The sequence below is a fragment of the Erythrobacter aurantius genome (genome assembly GCF_023823125.1).
GTDB classification, from domain to species: domain Bacteria; phylum Pseudomonadota; class Alphaproteobacteria; order Sphingomonadales; family Sphingomonadaceae; genus Erythrobacter; species Erythrobacter aurantius.
The window spans coordinates 1246929-1263837 of sequence record NZ_CP090949.1 but is presented as its reverse complement, the minus strand read 5'-3'; the positions used below and the strand labels follow the sequence as shown (position 1 = coordinate 1263837).

The following is a 16909-nucleotide window of genomic DNA, read 5'->3' as shown; positions in this document are numbered from 1 at the left end:
ATGAAGCGCCTTTTCACCAATATGGGCTGGCTGCTCGGCGGGCGCGGGATCAACGCGGTGCTCAGCCTTGTCTATCTGGCGCTGGCGACGCGTTCGCTGGGGCTGGAGAATTTCGGTTATTTCGCCGCCATCGTCGCATTGGGGCAGGCGGTGACGGGCATCGCCAATTTCCAGACATGGCAGTTCATCGTCCGCTGGGGCGCGAATGGCGACGAAGCAAGCGAGGAGAACCTGCGCGACGCAACCGGCTTTGCAATCGCGCTCGACATGATTTCGGTGGCGATGGGCACCGTCATTGCCGCCTTCGTGATGTGGACGGCGCATTACTGGCTGCCGCTTCCGTCCGATCTGCTGTGGCTGACTTTCGGCTATTGCGTGGTTTCGCTGATTTCGATCCGCGCGACGCCCACCGGCCTGCTGCGGATGAATTTCAAATATGCCACCGCCACCGCCGCCGAAGCGGTGCAGCCGATCATTCGCGCCATCGGCGCGGTGCTGGCGTGGCTGTTCATGCCGACCGTCGCCGGCTTCATCCTCGCCTATGCCGTGTCCGAAGTGGCGGTGGCCGCAGCCCTGTGGTTCGCCGCTGCACGCGATCAGCGGATTGATCTGACCGCGCTCAGCCTCACGCGCATTCCGGAAAAGCACCCCGATGCTTGGCGGTTTGTGTGGTCCACCAATCTTTCGGGCAGCCTGACGATTGCGGGCAAGCAAGTGATGATCCTGCTGGTCGGCACCTTTGGCGGAGCCGCCCTGCTCGGCGGTTTCCGCGTCGCCAGCCAATTGGGACAGGCGCTGATAGCGCTGGCTCAGACCGTGTCGAAAGCGATCCTGCCCGAACTGGTGCATGCCAAGGACGACGCCATCGTCATGGCGCGGAGGATGGCCAATATCGCGCTCGTCGGCGGCGTCATCGCCGTGCTTGTAGCGCTGTTCTTCGGACGCTGGGGCCTGGCCCTGATTGCCGGGGAGGAATTCGGTGCGTTCTATTGGGCGATGGTGATTCTGGCGATTGCGGGCGCAGTCGAACTGGTCGGGGCCAGCCTTGAATCGCTGCTGGTGTCAGCCGGTCGCGCGGGCACGGCCTTCATCGTGCGCGCAGTGCCGACCGTGCTTGCGCTGCTGCTGCTGGATGTCGCGATCGACTGGAACGGGGCAAAGGGCGCGGCCTTTGCGATGTTGGGATCAAGCAGCCTTGCCGTCATCGGTTTCTATGTCGCGATCCTCAATCTCAGCCAGATCCGGCTCGTGGTAGAGCCCGAGGCAAAAGCAAAGGACTAGCAGTCGAGCTGCCAGTCGAGGCGTTCAGCCAGCGGCTGAAGCCCCATCCCGGGTCTCCGCGCATCAAGCCCGGCGGCATCTTCGACCGGGTCCGTAACCAGCCGCCCGTCAACGCAGCTTTCCAGCGTGCCGTAAAGCTGTTTGCCCGTGGTCAGGAAATGCACGAGGTCGAACAGCATCGCATAGTCGCGCTTTTCCACCTCGCCGCTGTCCAGCAACGGCTCCATCGCCCGCATGGCTTCGACCTGAAAGGCGAGGTTATTGGTGTTGTAGGCGATCTGCCAGGCCTTCGTCGCGGCGTAATTGCCGACGTCAGATATCCGCGGCCAGCCCTGCTCTGCGATCGTATCCTTGAGCAAACTAACATTCAGCGTCTCAACCAGGACAAGCTGCGAATAGACCATCGCATGCAGCACTTCGACCTCATCGGGAGACAGCCCAAGCTGGGGCTCGCGACCATATCCGGGTTCGGTCCATTCAAAGACGTTGAGCAGCAATTCCCAGCGCAGTGCATCGGCGATGATTTCGTCAGCGAGGCCCGGCGACGACACCGCCTGAACCGGTTCCGAACCGGCAGGACGCACGGTGAAGCCTGAAATCGCTTCGTCGCTGGTGGCAATCAGCGTCTGATAAACCAGCCGTGCAGCAGGCAGCGCTGCCTCGATCTCGGCATGGCTGGTCACTTCAGTGAAGGCGCGTTTCGGCGTTGGCACCTGGCGGCAGAGGTAGGGCGCAGCGACAAACGCCGGATCGAACCGGGGAATGCCAAGCGCCGCCAATTCCGCCCTCAGCCTGAATTTCGACACCGCCTCGCACTGTTCCAACCATTCGCTGAGCGCGCGCCATTCGGCCTGCTCCTGCGCGGTCGATTCCGGATAGGCGCCGCGCATATAGGAAAAGTCGCCCGGCTCGAAATCGAGCTCATAACCCCGGAAATGGACGAAGGCCCATTCCGGCGGCATCGGATAATTGATCTCGTCCGCCGGAGGGCCGGTATAGGGGGCTTCGACGTCAGGGTGAGGCGCATCTTGCGCCGCGATCAGCCATGGCCCGCAAAGGGCGGCGATCGCGGCGCGGAAGGCGTTTCGGCTCAAGCGTTTCGATCCGCTTCGTAGGCCAGCTTGGGCTTGCGCGCAGCGGCGGTTTCATCAAGCCGCCTGCGCGGTGCGTAATAGGGTGCCTCTTTCAAGGTCTGGTCCCCTGCCCGCGCGCGTTCGGCGAGTGATCGCATGGCTGTGATGAACTGGTCGATCGTCGCCTTGCTTTCCGTCTCGGTCGGCTCGACCAGCATCGCGCCGTGGACGACCAGCGGGAAATACACCGTCATCGGGTGATAGCCTTCGTCGATCAGCCCCTTGGCAAGGTCAAGCGTCGTCAGCCCCTCGGCGAAATCCTTGTCCCCGAACAGCGCCTCGTGCATGCACGGGCCGCTGGCCGCGAAGGGGGCGTGGAGCACGTCCTCAAGGCTGCGCAGGATGTAATTGGCGTTGAGCACCGCGTCCTCTGCCACCTGCTTCAGCCCGTCGGCACCGTGGCTGAGCATATAGGTCAGCGCGCGGGTGAACATGCCCATCTGGCCGTGAAAAGCAGTCATCCGGCCAAAGGTCTGCCCGCGGGTTTCCTCACGCGATTCCTCCTCGACCAGTTCAAACTCGCCGATCTCGCTCTTGCGCACAAATGGCAGCGGCGCAAATGGCGCGAGCGCTTCAGACAGCACCACCGGGCCGGAGCCGGGGCCGCCGCCGCCATGAGGGGTGGAGAATGTCTTGTGCAGGTTGATGTGCATCGCATCTACGCCAAGGTCACCCGGACGCACCCGGCCGACAATCGCGTTGAAGTTCGCACCATCGCAATAGACGTAACCGCCCGCCGCGTGGACGGCATCGGCGATTTCGCGGAAGTCCTTTTCGAACAGGCCGCAGGTGTTGGGATTGGTGATCATCACCGCTGCCACATCGGGGCCAAGCCGCGCCTTCAACGCGGCCACATCGACGCGGCCTTCGGGCGTCGCGGGGATGTCCTCGACCCGGTAATTGGCGAAAGCTGCGGTGGCGGGATTGGTGCCATGGGCGCTTTCGGGCACCAACACCACTTCACGCGCATCGCCGCGCGCCTCATGCGCCGCGCGGATCGCGAGGATGCCGCAAAGCTCACCATGCGCGCCGGCCTTGGGGCTCATTGCGACAGCAGGCATGCCGGTGAGCTTGCACAGCCATTCGCCCAGCTGGTGGATCACCTCCAACGCACCCTGAACGCTCTGCTGTGGCGCCATCGGGTGAATATCGGCAAAGCCGGGCAGGCGCGCCATCTTTTCGTTGAGGCGCGGGTTGTGCTTCATGGTGCACGAACCGAGCGGGAAGAAGCCCAGGTCGATGCCGTAGTTCTGGCGCGACAGGCGGGTGTAGTGGCGCACCGTTTCCGGCTCCGTGAGCCCGACGAGGCCGATCGCGTCATTGCGCGCCAGCCCGCCCAGCCGGTTCGGCGCAGACGGATCGAGTTCCGGCAGGTCAACGCCGGTCGTTTCAGGATGGCCGATTTCGAACAGCAGCGGCTCTTCGAGCATCAGCGCACGGTTGCCGGTGGTGGTGGCGGGGCCGTTGTGCATGCCGTCTTCGGAAACGACCATTTCAGGCTTCCAGCCGGATTTGTTGGGCGCGTTCATTATGCGGCCTCCTTCACAAGCACTTCGAGCTTCGCGGCGAATTCCTCGATATCGTCTTCGGTGGTCGTTTCGGTCACCGCCACCAGCAGCGCCTGTTGCAGCGCTTCGACACCGGGATAGAGCCGCCCGAGCGACACACCGCCCAGCACGCCGCGGCTCGCCAGATCGCGCACCACTTCGCGCGCGGGACGCCCGTCGAGCATCAGGGTGAATTCGTTGAAGAAGGCGTCGTTGAGCAGCTTCACGCCCGGAATCTTCGTCAGCCGGTCCGCCGCGAGGCAGGCAAGGCGGTGGTTTTCCGCCGCCAGTTCGCGCAGCCCCTTTTCACCCAGCAGCGTCATGTGGACGCTGAAGGCCAGCGCGCACAGCCCGCTGTTGGTGCAGATGTTGCTGGTCGCCTTTTCGCGGCGGATGTGCTGTTCGCGGGTGGACAGCGTCAGCACGAAGCCGCGCTTGCCCTCTGCATCCACGGTCTCGCCGCAAAGACGGCCCGGCATCTGGCGCACGTGCTTGGGATCGCGCACCGCGAACAGGCCGAGGTACGGCCCGCCAAATTGCAGGCCGACGCCCAGCGACTGGCCTTCGCCCACGACGATATCCGCACCCATTTCGCCGGGCGAGCGAATGGCCCCGAGCGCGACGGGTTCGGTGTTGACCACCACCAGCAGCGCGCCCTTGGCGTGCGCGGCTTCGGCCACCGGGGTCAGATCGCTGATCCGGCCGAGAATGTCGGGATACTGCACCACCACGCAGGCGGTTTCATCGTCGATCCGCGCGATCAGCCCTTCATGGTCTGGCTCGGTCTGGATCGCGGGCTGTGCATCGGCGATATCGTCGCCGGTGAAATGCGCCATGGTCTTCACCACCTGCGCGTAATGCGGGTGGAGCGCGCCCGATAGCACCGCGCGCTTGCGCTTGGTCACGCGGGTCGCCATCGCCACCGCCTCCCAGCACGCAGTCGATCCGTCGTAGAGCGAGGCGTTGGCCACCGCGCAGCCATACAGGCGCGCGACCTGCGTCTGGAATTCGAACAGCACCTGCAACGTGCCCTGAGCGATCTCCGGCTGATAGGGCGTGTAAGCCGTCAGGAATTCGCCGCGCTGGATGATCGTGTCGACGCTGGCGGGCACATGGTGGCGATAAGCTCCTGCCCCCAGGAAGAACGGCACCTCCCCTGCCACCATGTTCTTTGCCGCGAGCTTCTTCATATGGCGTTCGACCGCCATTTCGCTCGCGTGCATCGGCAGATCGCGGATCGGCCCGTCAAGCTGCGCCACGGCGGGCACGTCAACGAACAGATCGTCGATCGAAGCCGCGCCGATTTTCGCCAGCATGTCGGCGCGATCGGTATCGGTGAGAGGGAGGTAACGCATTTCTATGTCTTTCCTTTCCCCTCCGTTACGCGGCGGAGGGGATTTCCCGGATCAAAGGTTGGCGACGAATTCCTTGTAGGCGGCTTCGTCCATCAGCCCTTCGAGCTCGCTGGCGTCGGCCACGGTCATGCGGAAGAACCAACCGTCTTCTTCGGGCGAGGAATTGACGAGTGCGGGCTCTTCCTCGAGCGCCGAATTGCCTTCGGTCACTTCGCCGCTGATCGGGGAGTAGACGTCGCTCGCCGCCTTGACGCTTTCGACCACGGCGGCATCGCCACCCTTGTCCAACGTCACGCCCACTTCGGGCAGTTCGACAAAGACGATATCGCCCAGTTGTTCCTGAGCATAATCGGTGATTCCGACGGTGGCGACATCGTCCTCGATCTCGATCCATTCGTGTTCATCGGTGAAGTAACGCGGCATTGGTCAGTTCCCCCTGTAATAGCGATGCGGGACAAACGGCATGGGTGATACGGTGGCAGGCAGCCGCTTGGAGCGGACTTCGCATTCGAGCGCGGTGCCTGCGGCACAATGGGCGCCATCGACATAAGCCATGGCGATCGGACGGCCGAGCGTGGGCGAGAAACCGCCGCTGGTGACGGTGCCGACCCTGGTTTCGCCGGCATAGACATCCGCGCCTTCACGTGCAGGCATTCGCCCATCGAGCAGCAGGCCGACCCGGCGCTGCGCCAGCGTGCCCGCTTCGGCATCGGCAAGCCGTGCGGAAACCGCCTTGTGACCGAGGTATCCGCCCTCAGCCCGGCGCTTCTTCGACAGCGCAAAGGCGAGGTCGGCGCTGACCGGATCGGTGTTGATTGTCAGATCATGGCCATAGAGCGGCAGCCCGGCCTCCAGCCGAAGGCTGTCGCGCGCGCCAAGCCCCGCCGGCCGCACCCGCTCGTCCGCCACCAGAGCATCGGCGAGATCGGCCGCGCGCTTTTCGTGAATCGAAATCTCGAACCCGTCTTCGCCCGTGTATCCGGCCCGGCTGACCCAGACATGGGTCCCGTTCCATTCGAACAATCCGGCGGTCATGAAGGTGAGGGCAGCGGTGCCGGGAATAATCGCCTCCAGCACTTCGCCGGCTTTCGGCCCCTGCAGGGCGAGCAGCGCGAAATCATCGAAATGGGTCAACGTGATTTCGTCGGGCAGGTGTTCGCGCAGATGGGCGATGTCATCCCACTTGCACGCTCCGTTCACAACCAGCGCGATGTGCGGACCGGTGTTGGTCACCATCAGATCGTCGATGATGCCGCCCGCCTCGGTCAGCAGCAGCGAATAGCGCATCTTACCCGGCTTCAGGTTGGAGATCGCCCCCGGCAGCAGCTTTTCCAGTTCGTGTGCCGCATTGTCGCCCTTCAGTGCAAGCTGGCCCATGTGCGAGACATCAAACAGGCTGGCGCTTTCGCGGGTCCAGTTGTGTTCGGCCACGATCCCGCCATGTTCGCCCGCGAACTGGATCGGCATTTCATAGCCCGCGAAGGGCACCATGCGCGCCCCGCGCGCGCGATGCCACGCGTCAAGCGGCAGCTTCTCCAGCGGCAGCTCTTCGAAAGCCTCTACAATATCGTGATCGTCGCTCAAAAATCAGTCCCCGAAACAGGTAAGCCAACGCGCCGCAACGACGCCTTGTTCCTGCCCCCTCTGTCGGGTGGACCTGAGAGCTTAGCCATGTGACAAAAACGCCACCGGGCCTTCCCCTTCGGTGGTCCGAAACCGAAGTCCCGGACGCTTTCCAGAGTGCCTATGGTCTATCGCGGTCCATTTGCCTGAGAGTTTCCGGGGCGGTTGCTCCTTCGGCGCCGAGTCCCCGCAAGGGGCCAGTCTCTCCCGCGAAAGACACCGGAATCACTTCCGGCAGACAATCCCATGTTGCGGATGCGAAATGGCGCGTCAATCACGCCGTGGGGCAAAGTGGAAATAATTGTGCGAAAAACGCGCTGTCGCCGCGTTCGGGGTCAGTCCAAGGCGCAGTCGCCCGCTGTCAGCGTATATCGCGCGCCGCTCGCTTCGCTTACCGAAACGGTCGCGCACCAGCCGTCACCGACATTGGTCTTCAAGGTGGAGAGCACCTGCCTGTTGCCCGCCGCAATGCTCGTGCTGCCGCGATGGCGGGCGTGCGAGCTGCCGGTGAGTTCGATCTCATATTCGACCTGTTGCGTCACCGGCGAATTGGCGATCAGCTCGACTTCGACCCGGTCTCCGCTCTCAATGACATTGAGCGCCAATGCGCGGGTGTCGGATGATGAGGCACCCGCGCCCGATGCGCCGCCGGCTGCAATCGCGAAGGCCGGGGTTATCAGGGCAAGGCGCCGGGCAAGATCGCGCATGGTCACGCCCCTAATTGCCCCCGCCAAGCTGTTGGACGATGGCGTTCACCACAGCCTGCGTCTCGGGCGAAAGATCGCCGGTGGGATCGCCGGTCTGCGCGGTAGCCTGCGCATCGTTGAGCGTCTGGGTGCCCAGGGCAACCGAAGCGATCACCTGATTGGAGAAATCACCCGAATTGGACGCATCGCGAGCCAGCCGGGCAATCGCCGCTTCGAGCGTGGCAAGACGATCGGCATCGAGCCCGCCGCCAAGCAGGCTGTCTTCCGCCGATCCGCTGGTGTTGCCGGCAAATTCGGCAGAGCGCGTTTCGATGCGTCCGGCGCACAGTTCCTCGATTGCCGGAATGTTCGAAACGCGTTCGCAAATGTCGGTGCCTTCGACAGCGTCGAGCAGCACCTGCCGTTCGGCATCGCTCAATTGCGCCAGCGCGCCAGAGGCCTGCCCTTCGGTAAGCTGATCGACATCCTGCCCAGCATCGCCGCTGCGCGAAACCTGCGTCAGTTCGGATTGCTGGCGCGCCTTTTGCGCCTGCTCGATCTGCTGCTGTTCGAGCGCACGCGCACGGCGCGCCGCGGCGACGCTTTCAGGCGTGATCTCGTCCGGGAAGTAAACCTTGGACGAATTGTCCTGCGCCTGCTGTTCGACAAAGGCGGATTCGCCGCGCGGGACTTTGTTGGGATTGTCCTGAGCCAGAGCGGGCGCGGACGCGAAAGCAAGGATCGCGATCAGGGCGCCATGCGCGGCAAGGCGGGCTTTCGGGATCAGTTCTGCCCCCCGTTGACGACGGAGCCGACACCGGTCTGGAGGATGAACATCTGCTGGTTGCCGGTCTGCTGCACAATCGTGCCCGAAAGGCTGCTGCCCTGTTGGACCCATTCGAGCCGGTTGCCCGAGTTGAGCTGCGTCGCGATCATGGAATTGTCGTCGCCATCCTGCGTCAGGCGCGCCTGATTGTCGTCGCCATCCTGCACGAGCGCGATGGAATTGTTGGTGCCGTTCTGGAAGATGGTAGCCGATCCCAGCAGCCCGGTGTTGTTCTGGGCCAGCAGCACCGAATTGTCGTCCCCGGTCTGTGTCAGCACCGCGACATTGCCCGCAGCGCCCGTCTGCACCACTTCGCCGGTGTTGCCGTTGCCGGTCTGAGTCAGCGTGGCGACGTGATCCCCGGCATCTTCCTGATCGATGTCAGCGGTGTTGCTATCGCCGTCCTGCTCGATTTCAGCAGTCTGGCCATTGTTTGCCTGATTGATCGACGCGCTGTTTGCATTGCCGATCTGTTCGATGAAGACGTTTTCCGAACCCGTTGCCGGTGCCTCGATCGGAGTGAATGTCTGCGCTGCCACAGGCGCAGCGCAAAGTGCGGCTACCGAGGATGCGGCGGCGATTGCCAGCTTGGAGATCGTGTCTGTCATCATCGGTTTGGCCATCATTTCGTTATCGTAGCACAAGATGCCGGGGCAAGGACACTATCCTCGCCCCGGCATGTATGGTTGCTTAAGATCAAGGGATCGGCGGCACACCCTGCGTCACGGTGACGCTGTTGCCCGATCCACCCTGCGTCACGGTCGAGCTGTGCGCGTCGGTGTATTGGGCGACTGTCGCCGAGTTTGCGTCGCCGGTCTGGGTGATGGTGCTGCTCGCGCCGGTCGCCAACTGATCGACGTCGATCGTGTGGTTGGAACCGTTCTGGCTAATGGTGCTGGTGTTATCGATACCTTCTTGCAGCACATCAATCAGGTTAACGTCTGACGTGGTCAAATCGCCTTGGTTGATGGTGCTCGTGTTACCGTCGCCGGTCTGAACGAGAGCGATCGAGTTGCCCGTCGCTTCGCCATTCAGCCCCTGAGAACCGTTGCTTGTATTGCCATTGCCAGTTTGTTCGATGTCCGTTGAGTTCGGACCATCGCCGAACTGAGCAAAGGTTGACGTGTTTCCATCACCGATCTGGTCAACGAAGACTGTCGACACACCCGCAATAAAGCTATGATTGCCGGTCTGTGTGATGATCGACGTATTGTCGCTGCCATCCTGGACGTTCTCGGCAGTATTGGTCACACCGCTCTGCTCGATGAACGAGGAGTTCAACGAACCGCCGCTCTGATCGATCAATGCAGCGAGGTTGTTCGCAGCGCCGCCAGCAGCGTCGTCTCCGGTCTGCAGGATCGCGGCCTCATTGTCTACAGCGGTGGCTTGCTGGAAGATGAAAGCATCTTCGCCGCGTGCATTGCCTTGCTGAATAATGCCGGCAAAGCTGCCGCTGCCGTTCTGCAGGATCTCCGCATCATTGGGCGAGCCCGCGCCACCGGCATCGCCGGTCTGCTCGATCTGGGCATCGTTGCCGTTGCCGTTCTGCGTCACATTGGCGAACATGGTGTCGCCGCCTTGCAACTGGTCAACGGTTGCGGTGTTGCCATCGCCGTTCTGCGTCACGTTCACGTCAGCGCGCGATACATCTTCCTGATTGACGGTCGATGTGTTGTCCGAACCTTCTTGGGTGATGACAGTGTCGATATCGACGCCGCCATTATTCGGGCCAACCTGCACGAACGAGGTGTTGTTGCCACCGGCCGTGTTCGTCACGTTCTGGTTCACGGTCACACGGGCCGAGAACGCACCGTCCTGGATGATTTCGGAACTGTTGGCATCACCGTCCTGATTGACCGTCGCCGTAAGGCTGAAACGATCCTGCAGGATGGTCGAAGTGCCGTTGGTGCCCGACTGGGTTACGGTTGCGGTGCCACCGCTCGCGGCAACCTGATCGATCTCGGACGAGTTGTTTGCACCGGTCTGCGTGACCGTTGCAGTTTGCGAACGAGCGCTTGCAGTCTGATCGATCCGCGAGAAGTGATCGTCACCTGTCTGCGTCACTGTGGCTGTAGCACCGGTGTTCGTGCCGCTCTGGACCTGCGTGATCAGCGATTCACTCAGGCCGTCCTGCGTCACGATCGCCGTAACATTGGTGCCGTTGGTCGAAGTCGTGGACTGGAGCACGGTCGAGGTCGCACCATTGGACTGCGAGACGTCGGCATCCAGATTGCTGGTTGCTCCGCCGCTGGCAGTCTGGATGATGCCCGAAGTGTTGCCATCAAAGCTTTGAGTGACATTGGCGGTCAGCAACCCTGCTCCATCGCCCGTGGATTCCTGGACGAGGTTTGATTCGTTGCCGTTGCCCGTCTGGCTAACCACAGCCGAGGGATCGGCGAGATCAGCGCCATCATCGGTCTGAAGAATGCCCGAAAGGTTGTCGTCACCGTCCTGCGTCACATCGGCGGAAATGCCGGTGCCGTCCTGGATGATTTCGGAATCGTTGCCCGATCCGCTCTGGTCGACGCTTGCGGCAAGATCGGTGCCCGTCTGGTCGATGGTCGAGGTGCTCTGGGCAAAGGCCGGGGCCGAAACGGAAAGCGCGATAATCGATGCGCCTGCGAGAATAGTCTTTTTCATCATTCGTACCTTTCAGATGTCTGGTTTGCGACCTGTCCATCTTCGTTGGGGTATTTGTTGTAAGCGCCGGACGGACCCCCCGTCCGCCCGGCTCTCAAGCTGATGAAATCAAGGAATCGGCGGGGTGCCCTGAGTGACGGCGGCGATGTTGTTGTCGCCGGTCTGGGTCACGGTCGAAGTGCTGCCATCGTACTGCAGGACGGTTGCATCGTTCAGGCTGCCTTCCTGCGTGATGAAGCTCTGGTTGCCGATGCCAACCTGCTCGTTGAAGGCGGTGTTGTCCGTTCCGGCAACAAGGCCGTTCTGCTGGATCGCGCTCAGGTTATCGTCGCCATCCTGCTGGATGTCGGCGGTGTTGAAATCACCGCCACCGGCAAAGCCCTGATCAACAAATGCCTCGTTGCCGGTTACCGCACCGACCTGCAGAACATAGGCTTCGTTACCTTCACTGTTCTGAAAAACCTGAGCGGTGTCGAAGCTGCCAACTTGATCAATGTCGGCGATGCTGTCGCTGCTGGCATTATCTGCGCCCTGCCCGACGATCGCAAAGTTGCCGTTGCCGGCCTGGTTTACGCTGGCATCCTGCGAAGTGCCGGCCTGCGCCACCAGAGCAACGTTGTCGGCGCCCAGCTGATCAATGGTCGCAAGGGCAAGATCCGAACCGGTTTCGGTGCCGCCGACGACCGAGGTGTCGCCTTGCACGATGACGCCCGCATTGCCTGCGCCGCCGCCCTGATTGATCGTGGCTTCACCGTTGGTCGCGTCGACCTGCACGATTTCGGCGGTGTTGGTATCAGCAAGCGAATCCTGCGTGATGGTTGCAATGTTACCGTCCGAAGTACCGGTCTGATCGATATCAGCGAAGGAATCGGTGCCTTCCTGCGTGACAGAAGCGGTGTTCGTTCCAGTTGCCGACTGGTCGATGTCCGACTCGTTGCCGGTGCCGGACTGCGTTACGTCAGAATCGTTGTTGTCGCCGATCTGGCTGATGGTCGAGGTGTTCGAGCCTGTCTGCGTCACGTCGGCAGTGTTGCCATTGCCGTTCTGGGTGACGGTCGACGTGCTTTGCGCAAACGCCGGGCCTGCCATTGCAAGCGCCAACAGCGATGCTCCGGTCAAGATTGTCTTCCTCATTGTCTACTCCTCTTCGGTGATGTCGGATTGATGATGCGCGGCAGCCGCGCAGAGCCCCTTGGTCGCTGGAACGCGACGGAGAGCCTTTCCGGTAAATTCACCAGACTGCCGGTTGCGGGATGAGGAAAGCAGGCGCGTAGCGCGCGCAGCAACCGGGTGACCCGGCTGAATTTTCGCGCTCACTACGTATTTCTGCATAATTGCGTCACCTGCTTCAGCAGGCGATAACCAAGCATGGCAACGGCGCGTAAGACGCCGTGCTAAAGGGTAATCGCTACCAATATCTCGCACGCGTTGGAGTTGCAGCTCCGCTGCGTGCACCTTTTGCGACCCGCTCTTCGCGCCCCTTCTTATTTCTGGACGCGTTCGAACCTATGCTTCGATCTTAGAGGGCCAGGATCCCTTGTCCTCATCCCCTCCACCATCGACGACTGTAAGCGCGGTAAGAGAGCCCGCCCGCCTCACGGCTTCCTGAACATCTCTCGCATCGTAAATTCCGTCTCGCTCGGCGCGATAGGTTTCCATCAGCGCTCGGGTCGACTCCATATCGGAGAACCGCCAGAGGCCGAGATCAACGCCTTCAAGCACAAGGCCGTAAACCGCCTTCTCGATCGCTTGCTGCAGGGCGACCTGATCCGGCTCGTTCGAAGTGATACCCCATTCCGCTTCGAGCAGTTCGCGGAACGCCACGAAACGATAGGCGTTGGCGCCGATTGCCTGGCTGGCGATCGTCTTCGACGCTTGAACATTGGTGAGAACTTCGCCGGTACGCACCGAAACCGCACGCAGGTAAACGGTCACGGTATCCCGACGATACTCGGTCCGCGCGCCGATGCCGAGGAACGCTGCTCCGGCTCCGCCGGTCACGGTGTTGGTGTCATATCCGACAATCCCGCCTTCGAGCAGGACGCCCGCAAACAGCAGCGCCGGCAGCGCATTGGGATCAGTCTGCTCTTCACCCAGATAGCGGCGACGCATTTCACCGATGATCTGGCGCTCCTTGAGCAGGTTATCGAGACGTTCACGCTCGACAACGGTGAACCATTGACGGTTGCCCGCATCCTGCAGCGCCTTGACCAGAATCGAGCCCGCCCCTTGGGTCACAGCGCGCGACAGGATCTGGCCGGTGTTGGTCGGACGGAACTGTCCGGTCTGATCGGTAAAGCCGTAGACGGCGATCGCAACCTGCCGCTGCGGCGGGGGCAGCTGGTTGAGCAGGTTCTGCGTCTGCGTCTTCTTCGGGAAACATGCGAGGCTGGTCTGCTCAGGCAGCAGATCGCGCCCGCTCTGCCCAACGCTCATGCAGCCACTCAAACCGAGAGCAAGTGCCGCCGCAAAGCCAATCTTGGCAAACGAACGCATCAGTTCACCTCGATGAAGAGAGGAATGACAATCCGGGTTTCTTCACCGGTGTCGTCGTCGCGGATGATCAGCGTGACCGAATCGAGCGAGCGGAAGAATTCGATGGTCTGGCCGCCGAATGTGATCGTCCCCTGCTCCTGCGGATTGTCACCGAAGATCGCATCCACAATCTGCGAAGACAGGGCCGAGAGCAGCCGCGATTCAAGCTGCCGCGCAAAAATACTCGACTGGCTGTTGCGATCCACGGCATCGGGATCGCGCGTCTTGTTCTGAGCGTTGGCAATGCCAAGGATGTGATTGGAATTGAAGGGGTTGCCGCCAAAGGTCGGACTTATCGGTTCATGCACAAGGTCTTGTGCAAGAGCCGGACTTGCGGCGGCGCCGAGACCCAGCGCTAAAACTACCGCGGAAAAACGTAGCATTCTCAAACCCCCCTGCCGGCCAAGCGGCAGCCCACACACTCGTTAACCTATTCAGTCTGAGACCGCTGACGCGAATCTGACCGAGTCGAGCAACTTAATAACACGTCCAGAACGTTTGGCCAGAGATTCCGGGACTTTCCGGGCCTTTTGAGGCGGCAATGTTCTAAACCGGGACCCTAGATCGCAAACGCCAGCTTGCGCAATTTGGTTAATGTCAACTTACGCAGAAATACGACAGTCTGGCAGGAATAAGCTTTCGGTTTGTGAGCAGTCAGAGATTGGGCCGCAGCCAGCGCTCAGCAATGGCGACATCCACACCCCGGCGCCGCGCATAGTCTTCAAGCTGGTCCCGCCCGATCTTTGCCACGCCGAAATACTGCGATTCCGGATGCCCGAAATAGAACCCGCTGACAGCAGCGGTTGGCCACATCGCAAAGCTCTCCGTCAAGCTCAATCCGGCGTTTGTCCCGGCATCGAGCAGATCGAACAGGATCGGCTTCAGCGAATGATCGGGGCAAGCGGGATATCCGGGTGCGGGCCGGATGCCGCGATATTCTTCCTTTATCAGCGCCTGATTGGTGAGCTGTTCGCCCGGAGCATAGCCCCACAGATCGGTGCGGACATGCTGATGCAGCGCCTCGGCAAAGGCTTCGGCGAAGCGATCTGCCAGAGCTTTCAGCAGGATGTCCGAATAATCGTCCTTGTCCGCCTGAAACCGGGCGGAATGCGGCTCGATCCCGTGAATGCCGACAGCGAACCCGCCGATCCAGTCACCATTGGGATCGATGAAATCGGCAAGGCACATATTGGCGCGATCCCGGCTCTTGCGGATCTGCTGGCGCAGGAACGGCAGGACTGTGCGCGTTTCGCCCTCGGGATCGTGGATCGTCACATCGTCGCCGTCGCGCGCGCACGGCCAGAACCCGCAAACGCCGCGCGCGGTGAGCCATTTTTCGTCAATGATCTTGTCGAGCATGGCATCGGCATCCGCCTTCAGGCTGCGCGCGCTTTCACCGACGATTTCATCGTCGAGGATTGCCGGATAATTGCCGTGCAATTCCCACGCGCGGAAGAACGGCGTCCAGTCGATATATTCGCGCAAATCGGCAAGCGACCAGTCATCAAACACATGCACACCCGGCTTTTCGGGCGGGGCCGGTTTGTCCGACAGATAGGCGTCGTAGAAATTCGCGCGCGCTTCCTCCAGCGTCAGCAGTTGCTTTTCCGCCTTGCCCGCACGGGCATCGCGCACATGGGTGTATTCGTCTGCAACCTCGGCAACGAAAGCGTCCCGTTGGGTATCCGACAGCAGTTTTGAAGCCACACCGACCGCTCGGCTCGCATCGAGTACATGGATCACCGGACCTTCGTAATTCGGATCGATCCTGAGCGCGGTGTGGACCTTGCTGGTCGTCGCCCCGCCGATAAGCAACGGCATGCTCATCCCGGCTCGTTGCATTTCTTCGGCAACGGTCACCATCTCGTCGAGCGAAGGGGTTATCAGGCCGGACAGGCCGATCATGTCGGCCTTGTTCTCGTTCGCCGATTTGAGGATGTCCTGCCAGGGCACCATCACGCCCAGATCAACTACGTCATAGCCGTTGCACTGCAACACCACGCCAACGATGTTCTTGCCGATATCGTGCACGTCGCCCTTGACGGTCGCCATGATGATCGTGCCCTTGGAACTGCGTTCGGCCTCGGGCAGCAGTTCCTTCTCCGCCTCGATATAAGGGATGAGGTGCGCGACCGCTTTCTTCATCACGCGCGCGGACTTGACCACTTGCGGCAGGAACATCTTGCCGCTGCCGAACAGGTCGCCGACGACGTTCATGCCGTCCATCAGGGGGCCTTCGATCACCTCAATCGGCCTGCCTCCGCGATCCGCGATAGCGGCGCGGGCCTGTTCGGTATCATCGACAATATGCGCGTCGATGCCCTTGACCAGCGCGTGCTCCAGCCGCCGCTCGACGGGCCAGCCGCGCCATTCCTCGGCCGCCTTCTCGTCGGCGACGCTCTTGCCCTTGTAGCTTTCGGCGAGGTCGATCAGCCGCTCGGTCGCATCCGCTCGGCGCATCAGGATCACGTCCTCGCACGCCTCGCGCAGGGTCGGGTCGATCGTGTCGTAGACGTCGAGCTGCCCTGCGTTGACAATCGCCATGTCGAGCCCGGCGGGGATCGCGTGGTAGAGGAAGACCGAATGCATCGCGCGGCGCACGGTTTCATTGCCGCGGAAGCTGAAGGACAGGTTGGACAGCCCGCCGCTTGTCTTGGCATGCGGGCACAATGCCTTGATCTCGCGCACCGCCTCGATGAAATCGAGGCCGTAGCGGTCATGCTCCTCAATCCCGGTCGCCACGGCGAAGATGTTGGGATCGAAGATGATGTCTTCTGGCGGGAAGCCGATGCCAGTGAGGAGGTCATAGGCGCGCTTGCAGATTTCGACCTTGCGCGCCTTGGTGTCGGCCTGTCCGACTTCGTCGAATGCCATGACGACAACAGCAGCGCCGTAATCCATGCACTTGCGCGCCTGTTCGAGAAACGGTGCCTCGCCTTCCTTCATGCTGATCGAATTGACGATCGGCTTGCCGCTTACGCACTTCAGCCCTGCTTCGATCACGGCCCATTTGGAACTGTCGATCATCACCGGCACGCGCGCGATATCAGGTTCAGCAGCGATCAGCTTGAGGAAGGTCGTCATCGCGTGTTCCGCGTCGAGCAAACCTTCGTCCATGTTGACGTCGATCACCTGTGCGCCGTTTTCGACCTGGTCGCGCGCGACTTCGACGGCTGTGGCGTAATCATCCGCCATGATCAGCTTCTTGAACCGGGCCGAGCCGGTCACGTTGGTGCGCTCACCGATGTTGATGAAGCGGGCGCTTGATGCTTGCTGGTTCATG

Annotated in this window: 14 protein-coding genes and 2 riboswitches; of the genes, 1 reads left to right on the top strand and 13 read right to left on the bottom strand. The window is 61.7% G+C overall.

Annotated features, from left to right (window positions below):
• The gene (locus tag L1K66_RS05950; RefSeq protein WP_252260048.1) at positions 1 to 1281 is read left to right on the top strand and encodes a lipopolysaccharide biosynthesis protein; all 1281 of its coding nucleotides are present in this window, start codon (positions 1 to 3) and stop codon (positions 1279 to 1281) included.
• On the opposite strand, the gene L1K66_RS05945 is transcribed toward L1K66_RS05950, so the two are convergent.
• From L1K66_RS05945 to metH, 13 genes are all read right to left on the bottom strand, one after another.
• The gene (locus tag L1K66_RS05945; protein WP_252260047.1) at positions 1278 to 2375 is read right to left on the bottom strand and encodes a DUF6624 domain-containing protein; all 1098 of its coding nucleotides are present in this window, start codon (positions 2373 to 2375) and stop codon (positions 1278 to 1280) included. The two genes, L1K66_RS05950 and L1K66_RS05945, sit on opposite strands and share 4 nt — an antisense overlap.
• On the bottom strand, positions 2372 to 3943 hold the full coding sequence (gene gcvPB, locus L1K66_RS05940; RefSeq protein ID WP_407931979.1) for an aminomethyl-transferring glycine dehydrogenase subunit GcvPB: 1572 nt from the start codon (positions 3941 to 3943) through the stop codon (positions 2372 to 2374). The genes L1K66_RS05945 and gcvPB overlap by 4 nt, the downstream gene beginning before the upstream one ends.
• Positions 3943 to 5316 (bottom strand): aminomethyl-transferring glycine dehydrogenase subunit GcvPA, encoded by a 1374-nt coding sequence (gene gcvPA, locus L1K66_RS05935; RefSeq protein ID WP_252260046.1) that lies wholly within the window; start codon positions 5314 to 5316, stop codon positions 3943 to 3945. Before gcvPA ends, gcvPB begins: the two co-directional genes overlap by 1 nt.
• A 51-nt stretch (positions 5317 to 5367) precedes the next feature.
• Positions 5368 to 5739 carry a glycine cleavage system protein GcvH gene (gene gcvH / locus L1K66_RS05930; protein ID WP_252260045.1) on the bottom strand — a complete coding sequence of 124 codons (372 nt, stop codon included), beginning with the start codon at positions 5737 to 5739 and terminating at the stop codon, positions 5368 to 5370.
• 3 nt (positions 5740 to 5742) lie between these two features.
• Positions 5743 to 6900 carry a glycine cleavage system aminomethyltransferase GcvT gene (gcvT, locus tag L1K66_RS05925; protein WP_252260044.1) on the bottom strand — a complete coding sequence of 386 codons (1158 nt, stop codon included), beginning with the start codon at positions 6898 to 6900 and terminating at the stop codon, positions 5743 to 5745.
• A gap of 50 nt (positions 6901 to 6950) precedes the next feature.
• A riboswitch (glycine riboswitch) is annotated at positions 6951 to 7062 on the bottom strand.
• A gap of 1 nt (position 7063) precedes the next feature.
• Positions 7064 to 7159, bottom strand: a riboswitch (glycine riboswitch).
• A gap of 115 nt (positions 7160 to 7274) precedes the next feature.
• On the bottom strand, positions 7275 to 7646 hold the full coding sequence (csgH, locus tag L1K66_RS05920) for a curli-like amyloid fiber formation chaperone CsgH (protein ID WP_252260043.1): 372 nt from the start codon (positions 7644 to 7646) through the stop codon (positions 7275 to 7277).
• 10 nt (positions 7647 to 7656) lie between these two features.
• Positions 7657 to 8523, bottom strand: a complete 867-nt coding sequence (locus L1K66_RS05915) for a hypothetical protein (protein ID WP_252260042.1) — start codon at positions 8521 to 8523, stop codon at positions 7657 to 7659.
• Positions 8409 to 9077 carry a hypothetical protein gene (locus tag L1K66_RS05910; RefSeq protein ID WP_252260041.1) on the bottom strand — a complete coding sequence of 223 codons (669 nt, stop codon included), beginning with the start codon at positions 9075 to 9077 and terminating at the stop codon, positions 8409 to 8411. The genes L1K66_RS05915 and L1K66_RS05910 overlap by 115 nt, the downstream gene beginning before the upstream one ends.
• Positions 9078 to 9147: 70 nt before the next feature.
• Positions 9148 to 11094, bottom strand: coding sequence for a beta strand repeat-containing protein (locus L1K66_RS05905; RefSeq protein WP_252260040.1), 1947 nt, complete (start codon positions 11092 to 11094; stop codon positions 9148 to 9150).
• 105 nt (positions 11095 to 11199) lie between these two features.
• Positions 11200 to 12225: a hypothetical protein gene (locus tag L1K66_RS05900; RefSeq protein WP_252260039.1), complete on the bottom strand. Its 1026-nt coding sequence runs from the start codon at positions 12223 to 12225 to the stop codon at positions 11200 to 11202.
• Between the two features lie 372 nt (positions 12226 to 12597).
• Positions 12598 to 13587: a CsgG/HfaB family protein gene (locus L1K66_RS05895; protein ID WP_252260038.1), complete on the bottom strand. Its 990-nt coding sequence runs from the start codon at positions 13585 to 13587 to the stop codon at positions 12598 to 12600.
• Complete coding sequence (locus L1K66_RS05890; protein WP_034952110.1) at positions 13587 to 14009, bottom strand: curli assembly protein CsgF; 423 nt, start codon at positions 14007 to 14009, stop codon at positions 13587 to 13589. Before L1K66_RS05890 ends, L1K66_RS05895 begins: the two co-directional genes overlap by 1 nt.
• A 271-nt stretch (positions 14010 to 14280) precedes the next feature.
• Positions 14281 to 16908 carry a methionine synthase gene (metH, locus tag L1K66_RS05885; protein WP_252260037.1) on the bottom strand — a complete coding sequence of 876 codons (2628 nt, stop codon included), beginning with the start codon at positions 16906 to 16908 and terminating at the stop codon, positions 14281 to 14283.
• Position 16909: the final 1 nt, after the last annotated feature.

Excerpts from the sequence above, each read along its gene's own strand:
- L1K66_RS05950 (WP_252260048.1), top strand. The coding sequence starts at position 1 with ATGAAGCGCCTTTTCACCAATATGGGCTGGCTGCTCGGCGGGCGCGGG.
- gcvPB (WP_407931979.1), bottom strand. The coding sequence starts at position 3,943 with ATGAACGCGCCCAACAAATCCGGCTGGAAGCCTGAAATGGTCGTTTCC.
- gcvPA (WP_252260046.1), bottom strand. The coding sequence starts at position 5,316 with ATGCGTTACCTCCCTCTCACCGATACCGATCGCGCCGACATGCTGGCG.
- gcvH (WP_252260045.1), bottom strand. The coding sequence starts at position 5,739 with ATGCCGCGTTACTTCACCGATGAACACGAATGGATCGAGATCGAGGAC.
- csgH (WP_252260043.1), bottom strand. The coding sequence starts at position 7,646 with ATGCGCGATCTTGCCCGGCGCCTTGCCCTGATAACCCCGGCCTTCGCG.
- L1K66_RS05915 (WP_252260042.1), bottom strand. The coding sequence starts at position 8,523 with ATGGGTCCAACAGGGCAGCAGCCTTTCGGGCACGATTGTGCAGCAGAC.
- L1K66_RS05910 (WP_252260041.1), bottom strand. The coding sequence starts at position 9,077 with ATGATGGCCAAACCGATGATGACAGACACGATCTCCAAGCTGGCAATC.
- L1K66_RS05905 (WP_252260040.1), bottom strand. The coding sequence starts at position 11,094 with ATGATGAAAAAGACTATTCTCGCAGGCGCATCGATTATCGCGCTTTCC.
- L1K66_RS05900 (WP_252260039.1), bottom strand. The coding sequence starts at position 12,225 with ATGAGGAAGACAATCTTGACCGGAGCATCGCTGTTGGCGCTTGCAATG.
- L1K66_RS05895 (WP_252260038.1), bottom strand. The coding sequence starts at position 13,587 with ATGCGTTCGTTTGCCAAGATTGGCTTTGCGGCGGCACTTGCTCTCGGT.
- L1K66_RS05890 (WP_034952110.1), bottom strand. The coding sequence starts at position 14,009 with ATGCTACGTTTTTCCGCGGTAGTTTTAGCGCTGGGTCTCGGCGCCGCC.
- metH (WP_252260037.1), bottom strand. The coding sequence starts at position 16,908 with ATGAACCAGCAAGCATCAAGCGCCCGCTTCATCAACATCGGTGAGCGC.